Annotated in this window: 8 protein-coding genes; 6 read left to right on the plus strand and 2 right to left on the minus strand. The window is 61.5% G+C overall.

Translation table 11 applies throughout. The annotated features are described in order from the left end of the window. Positions 1-178: 178 nt before the first annotated feature. Together Pla108_RS18235 and Pla108_RS18240 are read right to left on the minus strand one after the other, a co-directional pair. Positions 179-1,621: a DUF1593 domain-containing protein gene (locus Pla108_RS18235; RefSeq protein WP_146446414.1), complete on the minus strand. Its 1,443-nt coding sequence runs from the start codon at positions 1,619-1,621 to the stop codon at positions 179-181. A gap of 20 nt (positions 1,622-1,641) precedes the next feature. Next, entirely contained in the window at positions 1,642-3,087 is a 1,446-nt protein-coding gene (locus tag Pla108_RS18240; RefSeq protein ID WP_261342530.1) for a DUF1593 domain-containing protein, read from the minus strand. A gap of 982 nt (positions 3,088-4,069) precedes the next feature. Here Pla108_RS18240 and Pla108_RS18245 point away from each other — a divergent pair. The 6 genes from Pla108_RS18245 to Pla108_RS18270 all read left to right on the plus strand — a co-directional run bounded on the left by Pla108_RS18245 (position 4,070) and on the right by Pla108_RS18270 (position 16,117). After that, entirely contained in the window at positions 4,070-4,606 is a 537-nt protein-coding gene (locus Pla108_RS18245) for a sigma-70 family RNA polymerase sigma factor (protein WP_146446416.1), read from the plus strand. A 42-nt stretch (positions 4,607-4,648) separates the two neighbouring features. Then, positions 4,649-6,337 (plus strand): LamG domain-containing protein, encoded by a 1,689-nt coding sequence (locus tag Pla108_RS18250; protein WP_146446417.1) that lies wholly within the window; start codon positions 4,649-4,651, stop codon positions 6,335-6,337. Between the two features lie 138 nt (positions 6,338-6,475). Beyond that, positions 6,476-7,201 (plus strand): hypothetical protein, encoded by a 726-nt coding sequence (locus tag Pla108_RS18255; RefSeq protein WP_197526685.1) that lies wholly within the window; start codon positions 6,476-6,478, stop codon positions 7,199-7,201. Positions 7,202-7,654: 453 nt separating this feature from the next. After that, on the plus strand, positions 7,655-10,291 hold the full coding sequence (locus tag Pla108_RS18260) for a sialidase family protein (protein ID WP_146446419.1): 2,637 nt from the start codon (positions 7,655-7,657) through the stop codon (positions 10,289-10,291). A gap of 106 nt (positions 10,292-10,397) precedes the next feature. Beyond that, positions 10,398-15,050 carry a beta strand repeat-containing protein gene (locus tag Pla108_RS18265; protein WP_146446420.1) on the plus strand — a complete coding sequence of 1,551 codons (4,653 nt, stop codon included), beginning with the start codon at positions 10,398-10,400 and terminating at the stop codon, positions 15,048-15,050. A 101-nt stretch (positions 15,051-15,151) separates the two neighbouring features. Then, positions 15,152-16,117, plus strand: coding sequence for a DUF1559 domain-containing protein (locus Pla108_RS18270; RefSeq protein WP_197526686.1), 966 nt, complete (start codon positions 15,152-15,154; stop codon positions 16,115-16,117). Positions 16,118-16,151 lie beyond the last annotated feature (34 nt).

Here is a 16,151-nt window from a genome sequence, read left to right on the forward strand (position 1 = left end):
TACGCACCACTTCTTCCGCGCTGTGACGCTTCCTTCGCTTCTCTGACATCGCGAGTCTCCTTGAGGCCCCTCCGGGGCGGTTGAGACTCTCATAACACCTGGATCCGCTTTTGGGGAGCAGGCCAGGACCTTTGGAAGTAAGCGGAATCTCCTGATGATTGCGACTTGACGCCGCCGTTCAAATTGGATCGACGGTGACAATTACTCTCTTGTAGCGCGACAGCGGCGGGTTGCCCTTATCGGTAACTCGGAGGATGAAGTGCAAGGTCTCACGCTTCGTGACTTTCGGCGCCACGCGGAATACCTGGTAGACGTTCTCCGGACCGATGCCGATATCGATGTTGAGCGGCGCTGAACCGGCCTCCGGATACTGTATCCACGCGTAGCTTAGGTTGTCGCCATCGGGATCACTCGTGCCCCCCGCATCGAGGCGAAAGCCTTCGCCGGACTTGACCGTCAATGGTTGTGGATGAGCAATCGCGGGTATCGGTGGGTGGTTTGCCTCTCCATAGGCGGAAAGGCACCAATCCATGCGTGCGGCAAAGTCGTTTTGAAAATCATCGCGCCAACGCCAGAGGGTAACTCGGTTGTCTGAAAACGATCGCTCGCCGGGACGCGTCGCTCGTCCATACTCGCTAACGACCCGTGGTGAGTAAGTATCCACCGCGTTCGTCCAGATCGGCCGCGGCTCAACCTCGATGGGGACTCCGCCCTGGACAGTGCCGCCAACTTCGATGTCGGCGGGATCGGGCTTGTAGAGTTCGTAGCGGCCGCCCCAACCACCCCAGTCGGGTCGGTCAGGGACATTCAATCCATTGGGGATGAGATTCAGGAAGGCCGGCGTATCGCCTTCGAGCCCCCAAGCGACGTCGGGGTACTCCGCCCCGAGCGGGCCGTGCCTTTGCTGGATCTGGCTTGCCAACCACGCGTTGCTGATCGTCGCGTTGTCGATCCCCTTGATGACGCTATTAATAGCCCCCCACGTGGACCTCTCGTAGCGGCCGGGGCTGACGATATAGAACAGATCGGGAAACTCTTTGCGAATCCAGATTGCGCTGTCGTCTTGATCGGAAATCGTAGAGACGCGCAGCTTGCCGATCAGACGCGAGGATTCTTCAGCACTCTTCGTATTCCGGATCTTAAAGAGCGCTTGCGCCAGCGTATTGGGACCGCCCCAAACGGAGACCCATAACGGTCGTTCGTCGTCGCGTTCCAGGATCTCGATGATCCGATCGGAACCGGACGAGTTCCAACCCTCCCCGACCCCTCTCATGCCGTACTCAGGAACGCCTTGCGTGACGCGATCGAGCAAGACCTGAGCCGCTGGGAAACCTGGTTCGTGTTCTAGAAGGTTGGCTTGGACTTTGGCGTAAGCATTGATGACCCTTCGGATCGACTCGGGAGCCACGCGGTCCTTCTGGTGGACCGACGTCGTCGCGATGATCGCTTCGATGTCGATGGAATTGGCGTACAACAGCAAGCGAACCAGCGACTGAGTATCGTCTGGGTCGGCCTCAATATCCGTCAGGACGATCAAGCGGTGCGGCTGTTCCGTAGCGTAAAGCCGCGGAGCCAATAGGCTAAGAATCAGCCCGGCAAAACCGAGTGCTAAGCGGGTCATGATCCTGGGATTCGATCGTATCATTCGGACTTGACGACGGCTCGCTGGTATCTCGTTAGTTGCGGCGTACCGGAATCCGTCACTTCGCAGATGACGTGGATCGTCTCGCTTTTGCCAAAATCGTTCGGCAGAATCAGCGAAACGTTTGGCTGATCGGCGTCCTGGATTTCAACAAGTCCGTCATAGGACCCCGCTTCCCGGTATTGCCACCAGTGATACTTCAAGTCATCGCCGTCTGGGTCGTTCGTTTCCTGCGCGCTCAGGTTAACAGTCGCCCCTGGCCGAGCCTTCAAATCGTTGGCGTGTGCCAGCGCAACGACGGGTGGATGGTTCGCCTCGTCGTAGGGCTTGACGCACCAGTCCGCCCGCGACGCGAAGTCGTTTTGGAAGGCCTCGGACCAACGCCAAACTGGCTTGAGGTACGCCACTAGCTCTTGATCGTCAGGAAGTTCTTCCTTAATCCGCCTACGGCCCCAGGCCGATTCGGTGTACCACCGTCCCTCGGGGTACTCGTACGCTGGGTCGGCAACCGGGTCGAGCCATGTGTTGTCGCGGACCTTCGTGTAGCGGCCTCCCCAACCGCCCCAGCCTGGAGATTCGAGGCTTCGGAGCCCATTGGGGATCGTGTGCAAGAAGGCGGGCGAGTCCCCCTCGGAGCGGAAGTCGCCGTTTTCTTTCGCCTTGTAGAGTGCGCAGAGCGGACCGTGGTCCTTAAGAACATGCTGGTTCATCCACTTCCCGACGAATAAGGCTCGCTGCTCGGGCGGGAGGATCGTGTCCCAGTAGTACGCAAGGGCGAGGAACTGGTCAGAGATGATGGTCGGTATCTCGTACTTGCCCCAGTGAGGCCGGATGTAATCTTGATAAGTCGCGTCCTGCTCCCAGATGAGAAAGAGGCGAAGCTTGTTCGCCACGTCCTGCATTCTTTCGGGATGCGACTCTTCGATCGTTTTCAGCGCACGGGCGATGGTGTTTGTGCCGCCCCAGGCCTGGACCCAGACGGGGCGGTTGTCGGACTCATCCAGGAGGACCTTGACGATGTGCTGCGACCCGTGCGTGATCGCTTCCATCTCGCCCTCCGTTTCCACGTTGCCAAGGAACGTCACCGCCTGGAGATGCTCTGGCGTGGGGTACCGCGAGTCGTGCTTGACCAGATTTGGATATACTTCCGTGTAGGCGGAAAGGTACGGCTGTACCCAGTCATCGCCGGCCCAATTGTGCCCGTGCCAGTGATACTGAGAGCTTGACGTAACGATGCCTTCGATGTCCCATTCGTTCGCATAGAGGAGGAAGCGCACCATCGAGCACTCGTCGTCGATCTCACCATCGCTTGTGACCAGAACTCGAGGCCGCTGGGTATCGACTGTCGTAGTAGCGCCGGGCTCGCCCTGCGCATTCAGGGAGACAAACGCGACGCTTGTTAGACAAGCTGGCGCTATGATGAAGGCTGAGAGTGGGTGTCTCACTACGGCGTTCCCTGTTGGCGCGCATCGTTCTAGACTGGCGTGCCGACGTATTTGGCGGTCGAAGTTGACCCAACGGCGGTTGCCGGAGTTTTAGGCGCTAGATATTCAGATAGAAGAGTCGGGCGAGGATCGACCGCGGTGACGCTGTGGATCAACGGGGGCTAATTCTAGAGCAAGCCCGTCGTTGCTCCAGAAGTAAAATTGCCTTGTTTTTGGCCGGTAGTCAGCGAGTGCGTTGTGCCAACCAGTAGAGCGGCGGGTAGGATTGCCGGTCGGACCTGCTACCAATCCCCTGATGGCGGGCGGCTTGCCTAGCGCTACGAAGGCGCTGAGCATTCTCCAGCGTGGGGCGATTTCGGCGAAGCAACGAATCGGTTGAGGTACTTGTGCTAGGCGTTCAAGCTAGCCTTAACGTGAGACTTGGCGGTAGCGGCCGGGCCGCGGTTGTGTCGGCTGCTCTATCTCTCCCACCCATTCTGACCTTAGCGGCGGAACTGTCTCAGGCACTCACCCCGCTCCCGCGATTCCTCGCCAGAGCTGTTACGGCGCCTGATCTCGGCGTTGTTCCGCGATGGGATGACCTGTGCAGGTCGTCTTATCGCCCCGCTACAGTTGCTTCCACTGGTCGTCGGCGCCATTGCGGCTCCAGACGCCCGACTTGGCCCCCATCGCAGGACGATCAATTGGCTAGAGCATTCGGGCATTATGGGATTATGGGGGGGAAGCGTTGCTCAAGTAAGGCCCGAACGGCAGACTTCGACCGCCTCCCGCTTTCTACCCGTTATCGATAATTACTCGGGTCCGAGTCGGCAAGCTTGGTTGCGCGTACCCCTTTCGGAGTTACTAAATAGGACGCCGGATCCCGCAAGATTTCCGCCTGCGGGGTAGGCCCGTTGCGGTTCACTGCAGCGACCCGCCCCTAGCGACGAGGGTTCGTTCTTAGGGCCGTCGTCGCTACCTCCTCTTTGTTCGCGAGTCCCGCTTGTCCAGTTCACAGCTGCCATCTGACAAGTTTGTCGGCTTCTTGACGGCGAGTCAGGACAGACTACGTGCGTACGTTCTGGCATGTGTCGGCAATTACAGCGATGCGGGTGATATCCTGCAGAAGACGAACGTTGTGCTGCTTAGAAAGGCCAGAGAGTTTCAGGAGTCGGTCGAGTTTGAGGCCTGGGCGATTGGGGTCGCGAAGTTTGAGGTGCTAGCATTCGTCCGCGACCGGCAACGAGAGAGGCTGAGCTTCTCGTCGGAGCTTGTCGAGCTGATGGTCGATGCGTCGGAGGAAGCGGTTGGGACGCTCGCCAAACGCCAGATCGCTCTGCGGTCGTGTCTCGCCTCCCTGCCAGAAGAGAAGCAGCTGCTTATCCGCATGCGATACGCGGAAGATCTCTCGATGGGCCAGATCGCGTCGCACCTCGGCAAGTCGGTTGGATCGGTCAAAGCTTTGGTGCGTCGGGTCCGCGCCCTGCTGCACGAGTGCGTCGCGACGAAGCTTGCCCAGTCATCACCATCCGCGTCTTAATTGGTCGCCCGGACCTCAGGCCTTGCCTGAGGAATCTGCATTATGTCTCCAGAACGTCTCGAAGAGCTGCTTTCAGCCGCTATCGACGGCTCACTCACAGATGAGGCAATCGACAGGGAAGAGCTCAACGCGGCCTTGCTGGGAGATGAGGTCTTACGCCGCTCAGCGGCGGCGTGGCTGAGCGAGGAGTCACTCCTGCGCCAGGAGGCAGCCACCCTCCCGGTTAGCAACACCCACCACAAGCATGCCGGCGCAGCGGCGCCGACGTTTCGGCGCGAGCGGGGTATCGGCGCTTCAATCGTCCCGCCGCCCTCGATCGCCGCGGCGATCGGCTACGTCGCACTCGCCTGCTCGCTTCTGCTGAATGTGACGCTCTGGCTCGCAAGCCGAGAGGCAGGGCCAGCCGCCCCGAGCAATCCAACCGATCCGGTAGCGAGGCTTACACGTGTGACGGGCTGCATCTGGGAGCCCTCCAGCAACCATGCCCCGGAGCGGGGGGATCTGCTCCCCACAGGGGAACGCCTCTCGTTGAAACAGGGAATCGCTGAGATCGAGATCCGAAACCGCGATGTGCAAGCCACTGTGCGGCTAATCGGTCCTTGCACCGCGAGAACCCACGCGGGCGGAATCCCCGATCTCCAGTCGGGCAAGATGGTGGTCGACGCCAGGGTCTTCGGTCGATCGCTGCACCTCGACACTCCCGCGGGACACCTTAAGTTCGACGACAACTCGAGCCTTGGCCTAGTCCGATCGCACGACAATTACGAGCTCCACATGCTGGATGGCTCCGTCGGTTGGACGCCTGGCTTGTCGACGGTCGCGGCTGACCCATTCTTGATTGAAGGTCAGATCACTGAGGGCGACGCGATCCGGTGCTATTTGCGGGGCAGAAATGCGGTCCGCATCGAGCGGATTGCCCCGGCGTCAAACAAGTTTGCCGAAGAACTTTCCATGACGAACGACCGACTGGAACTCGGCGCGAGTTACCGTCGAGCGGTCATGGAGTCGTTGCCGTCCAACTACTGGCGGTTCGGCCGCACGAAAGGCGCTCGGCTTCAAAACGAGATCGCCGACGGGATAGAGCTGACCATCGGGGGCGACGTCAAAACCGTAAGCTACGGCGCCAACACGGCTCTTGAGTTCGGCATGACACGACAAGCTGGCTACTTAAAGAGCGAAGACCGCTGGCCGAAGGCGCCGCTAAGGGATCTAACCGCAGAGGTCTGGGTCAAGCCGAGCCACTACCACAACGGCACGGTCGTCGCTCTTACTACCGAGCGGTTGTCCGGGCACTTTCCGCGTCATGCGCTAGCACTCGAACTGGGCGGCTCTGAGGCACACTGGCGTTCACCAACTCCACTCACCTCGCTCCGCTACCTGCTCCGCGACGAGCCGTCGGATCTCCCGGACAACGAGTTCGGATCGAGTGTCTCGAATGGGTACGACATCCGCCGGTGGCAGCACTTGGTCTACGTCAAGCGAGGCGATCGCCTTGAGCTCTACCGAGATGGCGTGCAGGTAGCGTCCAACGACGCCGGCCAAGACAAGCACGTGGCGGCGAGCTTGCAACTCGTTTGCGGACGGCTCTACCCTCCCGGCGCACCGGCCGAGCGTCTGTACATCGGGCAGATGGACGAGCTCGCCCTCTACGAGCGAGCGTTGACCGCGGAGGAAGTGAAAGAGCACCACGACATCGGTACGCAAAAGCCCCCTCCACCAGGATCGATTTGATGCCATTCGCGCGCCGACCTTGAGCCCCATCTAATGCACACCCAACGCTGATCCCTCTTCTACTGTTTTGGCGACGACCGTCGCCACGATCTTCAAGCGTGAGTCCTGTTCCTCTTCTCAACCTGAAGGATGCATCTAATGACTTGGCTACGTAGTACTTCCAACCTCCGAGCCCCCACGGTTGCGGCCCTTTCTATCGCTGTGTGCTCTGCGGCGATGGCGGGCAGTCTCAGCATCGTTAATCCGGGATTTGAAGTGGATGTCGCACCGGCGACCGGAGCCACCGGCTGGACGATCACTTCGGGGGGCACAGATTGGTTCGTTGCCGATGGCAACCAAGCCGACTCGTCGAATGATCCGTCTGCAGCTTTTGAAGGGAGCAACTGGCTCTCTGGCAACCGCCTGGTCAACGGCGCGAGCTCGAGTAGCAACCCCCAGACGATTGAGCAACTGATCGATATCTCGACGGAGGCCGCACTGATTGACGCCGGATCAGCGTCAGTGGATCTGTCCTTTCAATTCTCGGACAGCGACCAAAACGACGACTCCACAGTGAATATCTCGTTCTTCTCCGATGTTGCGGGAACGTCACCACTTGGGGCCGTGCTGACTTCCAACGTCCTCGAGCCGACCGCTGCGGACGGCGTGGCCGATGCTCCTTGGGCGCTGCGTGAGCTGTCCGGCGCAATTCCGGTCGGTACTCGCTCGATGAGCCTCGAGCTTGTGATCCAACGGTCTGCTGGCTCGGCTGGCAACACGCATTTCGACGACTTCCGCGGCTCCATCGTGCCGGAGCCAGCGGCGACGTCATTGATAAGCCTGGCAATCGTTTCGCTAGCCGCTGCCGTTCGCCGGCGCGTCTAAGCGCCGGCTGTGACCGAACCCGAGCGGGCAGCGACGCTTGTTCGACATGGCGGCGCCTCACTGCCTCTGAGGCGCCGCCTATCGGTCGCTAAGCGATTTGGGCGCCACGACTACGACTACTCTGTTACCCCACCTGGATCAACTGTGCGTCGAACCGATTTTCTAAAACGACTTCGCTGGTTTCTATCCGCGGCTCTTGCTTCGCTCGGCTTGTGCTCGTGCTGCATCTCGGCTCAACCGATCGTCCTAACGAACCCGAGCTTCGAGCAGGGCGTTATCGGCACTCTGCCTTCCGGTTGGCAGGTCACGCCGGGCTACGAGTTGCTGTACGCAACTGATGGGGCTGGGTTGAGTGAGATCGACCCAGCCGGCGCTTTCGACGGCGACCGATTCGCTACGGCGACATGGCAGGCAACCCCGGCTGGCTCCACCCCATTCCCTGCCGGTCAGACGATGAGCGTGTTCCAGGACGTCGATCTGTCTCCTTATGCCCCAATTCTGGCCGCCGGGGACCAAGCAATCAACCTGGCGCTCGCCTACAACGACGCCGACGCCTCGGACTACGGCGAGGTCTCTCTGACGTACCTCGACGCCGCTATGCAGCCGATGGGTTCGCCTGCATTGTTCACGACCCTGGACCGAACGACTGCACCGGGCGAGTGGGGCACGCGGACGCTCTCTGGGCTTGTCCCCGGCGGCGCCGCCCACGTGCGTGTATCACTATCGGCATTCCGAAACGGCTCGGGTACGGCTCGCAACATCAGCTACGACGCCGTCGCCGCAGAGATCGGCGACTACGTTCCGCCGCCGGCTCCGAATGTCGTGAACGGCACGTTGGTGCAGTTCAACCCGAACGGCGCTTGGAGCTGGTATCAGGACGAGCGCGCCATAGTCGATGTTGATCGAGGCGAAATCCTGGTCGGATCGATCGCCAGCTACGGCGGCCTTGGCGGCGAGGCGGAGGACGGCAAGGTGCAAACCTCGCACTTCAGCCTGGCCGACCGCTCGCGGCGAATCGTCACGCACAACGACATCGAGTCAGACGGTGGCGGCGACGACCACAATGTGCCGGCTTACCTTAAGAAGCAGGACGGCGACATTCTCACGTTCTACGCCGCGCACAACCGACGCAACGGGGTCACTGGCCTCGACGACGCCAGCTACTACCGCACGTTCGACAACGACACCGAGACCTGGGGAGCCGAGACAATCTGGCACTGGTGGCCTGAGATCCCCAACGACGCGCCGGGTTCGGGAGGCACCACCTACTCAAACCTGTTCCAGCTCTCGTCGGTTGATCCCGATGGCGATGGCGCCGGCCGCATCTACAACATCGCGCGGACCCAGCAGAGCCCGCACTTCATGTACTCCGACAACAACGGAGCGAGCTGGGAGTATGGCGGTCAGTTCACCGAGGCTCCCGCGGCGAGCCCGGCCGGCGGCAACTACGTGAACGGGTACTACAAGTACTGGTCCAACGGCGTCGATCGCATTGACTTCGTCGCGACGGAGTACCACCCGCGTGACTTCAATACGAGCATCTACCACGGATACATCCAGGACGGAAAGGTCTACGACTCGCAGGGAGAGGTAGTCGACAACGACATCCACGACGCGGCCGACTCGTTCAACCCGGCGTTGGTCCCCTCGACCGACGACTTCACTTCTGTGTTTGTCGCGGACGGAGTGAACCACTCGCGGGCGTGGAACACCGACGTGCTCCGCTACCCCGACGGGTCGATCGGCGCGCTCTTCAAGACCCGCCCGGCGCCGTACGACGAGAACCCGAATGTCGATACCGGGGACCACCGCGTGTGGTACGGGCGGTTCGACCCCGCGACTCAGCAATGGTCGACACACGAGATCGCGCGGGCTGGGGCGCGGCTGTTCAGCGTCGAACAAGATTACACGGGCCTCGGGGCGCTAGACCCGCGTGACCCGAACACGATCTACATCTCGACCGAGATCAACCCGATCGACGACAGCGCTACCGAGCACCACGAGATCTACAAAGGGGTGACGGCCGATAAAGGCGCCACGTGGACTTGGACGGCGATCACGGAAAACTCGTCGTTCGACAACCTGAGGCCTATCGCCCCGCAGTGGGACGACAGTAACACCGCTGTCATCTGGTGGAGGGGATCAAAGTTCAGCCACGCCAATACGAATGCAGCGGTGGTGGGGGTCATCCTGTCCGACGGCGAGTCGTTGGGGCTACGCCAATACGCCGACGCGACCACCGACAACACGACGCTTGCCGATGGGTCGCCGCTCAGCCTCTCGGTCGGCAATGGCCCGGGAGCCGCCGACAACGCGTGGCGGCTGCGGACCGACGCCGGAAACGGGGCAACCGTATTCACGGCTGACGAGGTCGGCAGCGAGGATGCGCCAACGCTCAAGACCACGGTCGACGGTGTCGATGCTGGCGTCTACGACATATTCGCATACTTCTGGGTCGACGGCGGAACCGATTGGCGGTTGCGTGCCGGGCTTGAACAGGGAAATCTCTCGGTATTCCGCACCCGTGGTAGTCAGCACGCAGACGGCGAATTGTTCGCCCCGATACTAGTCACTGAAGAAGCGAACCGTGTGCTGTATCAGGCCTACCTGGGACGAGAGGCCGTTGACGAGACGGGGGTTATCGATGCCTTTATCGACGACGGCGACTCAAGCGGCGACGGCAGCGTCTGGTACGACGGGCTTGGCTACGCACTGGTCACCGAAACGCTACTCGGTGACTTCAACGCCGACGGCGTGGTCAACGCGGCGGATTACGTTGTGTGGCGTGACAACCTTGGTCTGTCGGTGACGCTGCCGAACGAAGATCCTTCGGTTTCGCCAGGCGCCGTGACAGCCGACGACTACCAGACTTGGCGAGAGAACTACGGCGCGTCACTGGCCGGTGTCGCGAAGTCCTCGACGCCGACGCCCGAACCGGGGTCGATCTGGCTGGTCTGTGTCCTCGGAGGGTGCGTCGCCGGCGCCTCGCCCTCGAGGGCATCTGTCGTGGAGCCGTCCCTGCATGTCAGTCGTCACAATGCAACCCTTTCGGTTGGAGAAGAATGTCCCGCGAGGGCGAGGGCGTTCTGAGCGGTCGAACTCCCAAGCCATCATTAGATGCTCAATACTCCTCGCATAAAACACCCCCTTCTCTTCGATCGCACTTCTCAATAGCGTCGCCCCAGGTGCTCATCCGATGAAAAAAATCCTTCTTGCCTTCGCTAGCACGTGCCTCGTGACGAGCGGGGCCTACGCAATCAACGTCGTGAACAGCGCGGGGACTCAGATCGCGTCCGGCGTGTTCTCTTATGATTACACAGTCCAGCAGCCCGACAGCGTGCTAGTGGTCGCAACCTACCGCGACGGCGGCGGTTCGGCATACCCGTCGCTCGAATTCGGGGGAGACTCGCACGACGGATCCTTGGTCGGCAACCGCACATCGCTCTTTTACTACCTGGCGCCGAGCGTTGGTGACCTGACCATCAGCACCACGGCCAACAACGCCAGCAACTCGGGGATCTACGTTTGGGAGTTGACGGGTGTCGATCTCAACGCCCCGGTCGCTTCGGCCATCGGCGCCACCGGAGATGCACTCAACACACAGATCACGACGTTTGGTGATAATTCGTTTGTCGTTGACGCGATCGGCTGGAACCCATCGTCTGTGGCGAGTGGAACCACGGTAGAGTTGACGCCCGACGTGGATAACTCGGTCATCGCCGGGTCGGATTTCGCCTTCACCATCAATCTGCCTGCCGGCGGAGTCCTTGGCGGCGGGACCGGCATCGCAGGTCCAGAAGGCACCTACGACCTGGGCTGGACAATCAATCAGAGCGAAGGGGTCCAGCTCGATTTAAACGAGCTGGCGTTCGCCTTCGCCCCCCCTGGGGCGGTTTCGCTGGTCTCCTGGGCGGTTGATGGCAATGGCGAATGGTCAACTGGTGCAAACTGGTCGTCCGGCAGCGCTCCGATCGCGGGCGGCTCGGCGCTGTTTGGGTCGGCTTTGTCGGCGGCCAACGCACCTGCGATCGTCAACCTGAACACGGCCGGGATCAGCGTCAGCAAGATCACGTTCAGTAACCAGAGCAGCTACAACATCGCCGGCCCAAACACGCTCACGCTGTCGGGCTCGACGCCGGAGGTCGAAACTGCTTCGGGAACGCACGAAATCAGCGCTGTCATTACGGGCTCCAGCGGGCTCACGAAAACCGGCGCCGGCGCCCTGCGGCTCTCGGGAGCGAACACCTACTCCGGTGGAACGAGCATTGAGGCCGGCGAATTACAACTCGCCAGTGCCGGCGCACTTCCGGGCAACGTCACTGTCGCCGCTGAGGCGGAGCTCGCCTTCGTCGATGGCTATAGCGGATCCTATGTCGGCACGATCGGCGGCAGCGGTTCGGTTGTCGCGGACGAGAGTCTTGCGGGCGGGACCGCGACTCTGTCAGGCGTCAACACCTACGATGGCCCAACGATCGTCCGTGGCGGCACGCTTACGGTTGCTAACAGCGAGGCCCTCGGCTTCGGCGGCGATGTCACGGCGTCAGGAACCGTCGTTGAAGGCAGCGCATCGACGGGCACGCTGGCGATCGTCGGCGGTACGACGGTTTCTGGCGAGGTCTTGACACTAGGAGCTCGCGAAGGTGGAGCAATCGATGCGGCGCATGTTAGCAGCACGGGCAACAACGCCTGGAACGGTCCGATCCGGGGCGATCTCGGCGGCGCCAACTACAACTTCGAGTCGACTTCCGGCACGCTCACCCTGGGCGGCACAATCTCCGCTCCAGAAGTTAACCCGCGTAACTTCGTATTCTCTGGAGACGGCAACTTCTCAATTGTCGGCAAATTGACCGACGTAGCCACCGACGAGAATGGCGCTGCGCCAGTTGATGCAAGCCTTGCAATCAGCGACGCGTCGAACGTCAACGTGGTGAAGAGCGGAAACGGTACGCTGACCATTGCTACGGAAACGAATGTGAATGCGGACTACTGGTACGGCAGCACCGTTATTGAGTCGGGAGACGCCAATACGGGTCGGCTAACCGTACTGGCCGACAGCAGCGACAACGGCGAGCTACGTTCTTCAAGCATCACGGTTCAGGCCGGCGCCACGCTGGATATCAGCGACTTCGGCACGTACAGCCTTTGGACGCAAGACTTCTCTGATGCGGCTTTTAGCGTTAACCCCGTGCCAAGCAGCCTGGGCGGCAGCGGCACGATCGACGCCAACGGGGGCGGCGTGCTGAAGACGTTGCGAGTCTTCGAGGCCAACACCATCTCGCCCGGTGACGGCGTGGGTACCCTCACGGTTGACGGCAACCTGCTTATGACCTATTTCGACAATGGCGCGTTAGAGGCGCCGACCCAGCCGATCGTGCCTGATACCGGGTCGCTGAATTTCGAGCTCGGGTCGGACAACACGACCGTCGGCGGCGGCGTCAACGACATGATTGCGGTCACTGGCAACGTGACCATTAACCAGTTGGGCGATTCCGGGGCGAACCAATGGGTGGTGAACGTCACGGCGGTCGAGAATGAGCTTTCCGGCGGCGGCTCTGGCAGCTACGCCCTAATTGATGCGGGAGGGGCACTCAACGGCAGCGCGAACAGCGGCAACTTCGCTGTCTCGCTGTCGGACGCCACGGGCAGCGACTTGACGGGAACCACCCGGCAAAGCCTCTCGGTCAATATGAACACGGCCGCCAACCAGCTGCAGCTGGTTGTGACTGGCGCCGCCGGCGACCTCACGTGGACCGGCTTTGGAGGCGCCGCGTGGGACATCAACAGCGCCGCCAACTGGTCGGGCGGCCAGACATTTTACAACCTCGACCATGTCCGATTTGACGACACGGCGGGCGTAAACACAGTGGCGGATATCTCGACGGCGGACGTGGTCCCAGGCTCGGTCACCTTTGACAGTGGGACCGGCAAGACGTTCACGATCACAGGCGCCAGCGGTATCCGTGGCGGCGGCGCAATTAGTGTGACTGGCGACGCCAGCGCGGTCTTGGCCGGAAACAACGAGCTCATCGGCCCGGTCAACATTGAGGCCGCCGCGACGCTGCAGCTGGCTGGCTCGCCCGCCTCGCGAACAACGCTCAACGGTGTCATCAGTGGAGCCGGGGCCTTGAACGTCACCTCGGGGGACCACGTGATCTCTGGCGACAACACGTTCACCGGCGCCGTGACCATCAGCGGGGGGCAGCTCAACATGAACTCGCCCACCGCCCTCGGTGATTCGGCCACGGGAACGACCATTGTCACCGGTGGCACGCTCGCATCCTTCTCGGACACGTACACGACCAACGAGCCGCTGAACATCGACGGGGGCCGTTTGCTTGTCGGCTCCGCCGGGGCGCCCACTCTGGCCGGCCCGATCACGGTCGGCGCCTCGGGGGTCGAGTTCGAGGTACAGGACACGGCGTCGACGCTGACCATCGCGAGTAACATCGGCGGCGCCGGTGCCCTCACAAAGACCGGCGTCGGAACGCTCGTCCTTAGCGAGGCCGCATCGATCGCTTCAACCATTGAGGTTGCTGTGAATGGTGGAACCCTGGACGTCACGGCCCCAGGCGGCATTGCGATCGCAAGCGGTCAGACCTTGGCTGGCTCAGATGGGGTGGTGCTCGGCCAGGTCACCGCGTCCAGCGGTTCTACCATCCGCGTTGGCCAGGCCGTGATGGCGGAACTGCCGGTCGGCCGCTACGTCGATGCGACCTTCGGGCCGGGCGGCAACACTGAGCTCGCCGCCGGCGGTGAGTTCAATCCGGTTCCTGCGCCGGGGTCGGGTGGAACAGACGACACCAACTGGGTGACCCGCTCGTTTGCCAACGGCGCCACGGTGCTGCAGGGCGCGACGGCCACTGAAAATCCCAACGGCGTGCCAGTACTTAAGACCACCATCTCGGGCCTGACCCCGGGTGAGGACTACACGGTTCACGCCAACTTCTGGGACGACACCGTTACAGCCTGGCGCATCCTGGCGGGTGACTCCGAGTCGAACTTGACACTGTTCGCCTCTCCTCTGGACGGCCTCGAAGGTGCAACCGATGGCGTCGATCCGAGCAAGTCGTTCGTGTACGAAACCGAGACGCTCGTCGCTGAAGGCAACCGCACTATGTGGGGCGCCAACCTCGGTACACTCACAGCGGACGGCCTGGGCGAGATCGAGGTATTCCTTGATGAGTCAAGCTCCGTTGGTGGTTCGTTCGACCGCACCTGGTACGACGGACTCTCGGTCAGCACGGGCGAGTTCGCGGCGATCGGCGAGACCTTCACCATCAACGGTGATCTAAGCCTATCGGCGGGATCGACGCTTGAGGTCAACATCGCGGGATCGGGGATCAACGATTTGCTGAACGTCGCCGGTTCGTTGTCGGTCGATGCGGCCGCGGCTTTGGTGGTCTCGCTCGACAGCGCTACTGACGCTGCGAACCTGGCGGGGGGGGACTCGTGGGACCTGATCGACTTCGCCACAGGATCGGCCGGTTTCAATGCAGCAAACCTGACGCTGCCGTCGGGGCTCGGATCCGGGCTCGCATGGGCGTTCGACCAAGCGACCGGCGTCCTGTCGGTCATCGAGGGAGGGCTCGCCGGCGATTTTAACGGCGATGGCTCAGTTAACGCCGCCGACTATACGGTCTGGCGTGACAGCTTCGGCAGCGGCGACGCCCTGCCGAACGATGGGGGACTCGGCACGCCTATTTCTTCGGCCCACTACGACCTATGGGCGAACAACTTCGGCGCGACCTTGCTCGGCGGGAGCGCGGCGGCCGCGACGCCGGAGCCAACTTCCCTCGGCTTGGCTGCGATTTTGCTCGTCGGCGTCGGGACCCGTCGGAGGGGCGTGTGAACAACCCCACCACGCCAGTGGCCCTACAACCCGCTGACTGCTTTTCCAATTGTTATGCTGACTGCTTTTCCAATTGTTATATAGATCGGAGGGCTGAAAAGATGAAGATGACAGCTCAACGCGCGGCCCGTCTTCTGACCGGTTTTACGCTGGTAGAGCTCTTGGTCGTAATCGCGATTATTGGGATTCTGGTAGCGCTGCTGCTGCCTGCGGTTCAAGCTGCTCGAGAGGCCGCTCGCAGAACGCAGTGCGCGAATAACTTGAAGCAGATCGGGCTGGCGGTCCAGAACTACGAGTCTACCAGAAAGCAACTTCCACCTTCACGTGTGTCCGACCACCACCCAACCTGGCTCTACTTGATCTTGCCCTTTATGGAGGAGAACAGCCTGATTTGGGACGATGTCTTCAAGCAGAGTGTCTATCGGATGCCAGAAGCGATTCGTACGCACGTGGTTGAAGGCTACCTTTGCCCGTCGCGTTTCCGCGACGCCGCGGTTACCGAGGTAGATCCGCAACCGCGATATGGGGTGCCGACGGCGCCAGCAATCACCGGATCGGTTTCAGACTACGCGGCTTGCTCGGGGTCGTTGCCTTTAGGGTTTGTCTACACCACAGAGAATCTAGAGAACCTAAACGGCGCGTTGCTCACCGCCGAGGCCACGTTAAGCGGTTCAACGATCACCTCTTGGAAGTCGAGAACCAGCCTCCGCAAGATCACCGACGGCACAAGCAAGACGTTCCTATGCGGCGAGATCAGTGACTGCCAGCTGTCCGGTGAGTGCAACACCTCCGGTCCGACCGACTACGACGGCTGCCATGCCTACAACGGCGACCAGAACTATGGGATGACCATTGGCATCCTCACCCCGCCAGCCTCGGTGAGGGAAGACTACGCATTTGGCAGCGATCACGCCGGGGGAGTCTTCCTGATGGGAATGTGTGACGGCTCCACCCAGACCTACTCCAACGACACCGACACGGCGATCCTCGAAGCCTTCGCGACGCGAGCGAATTCCGATCTGTTCGGCGAGCTCGAGCGCAGCGGTGGTGACGATGGCGGGTTCTGACGCTCGCCCCTTTTACCTGTTCACGACCGCCTGA

The organism is Botrimarina colliarenosi, assembly GCF_007859955.1.
GTDB classification, from domain to species: Bacteria; Planctomycetota; Planctomycetia; order Pirellulales; family Lacipirellulaceae; genus Botrimarina; species Botrimarina colliarenosi.

What these genes read in the sequence shown, in the direction of transcription:
- Pla108_RS18235 (WP_146446414.1), bottom strand. Translation starts at nt 1,621, where the DNA reads ATGACCCGCTTAGCACTCGGTTTTGCCGGGCTGATTCTTAGCCTATTG.
- Pla108_RS18250 (WP_146446417.1), top strand. Translation starts at nt 4,649, where the DNA reads ATGTCTCCAGAACGTCTCGAAGAGCTGCTTTCAGCCGCTATCGACGGC.
- Pla108_RS18255 (WP_197526685.1), top strand. Translation starts at nt 6,476, where the DNA reads ATGACTTGGCTACGTAGTACTTCCAACCTCCGAGCCCCCACGGTTGCG.
- Pla108_RS18260 (WP_146446419.1), top strand. Translation starts at nt 7,655, where the DNA reads ATGAGCGTGTTCCAGGACGTCGATCTGTCTCCTTATGCCCCAATTCTG.
- Pla108_RS18265 (WP_146446420.1), top strand. Translation starts at nt 10,398, where the DNA reads ATGAAAAAAATCCTTCTTGCCTTCGCTAGCACGTGCCTCGTGACGAGC.
- Pla108_RS18270 (WP_197526686.1), top strand. Translation starts at nt 15,152, where the DNA reads ATGAAGATGACAGCTCAACGCGCGGCCCGTCTTCTGACCGGTTTTACG.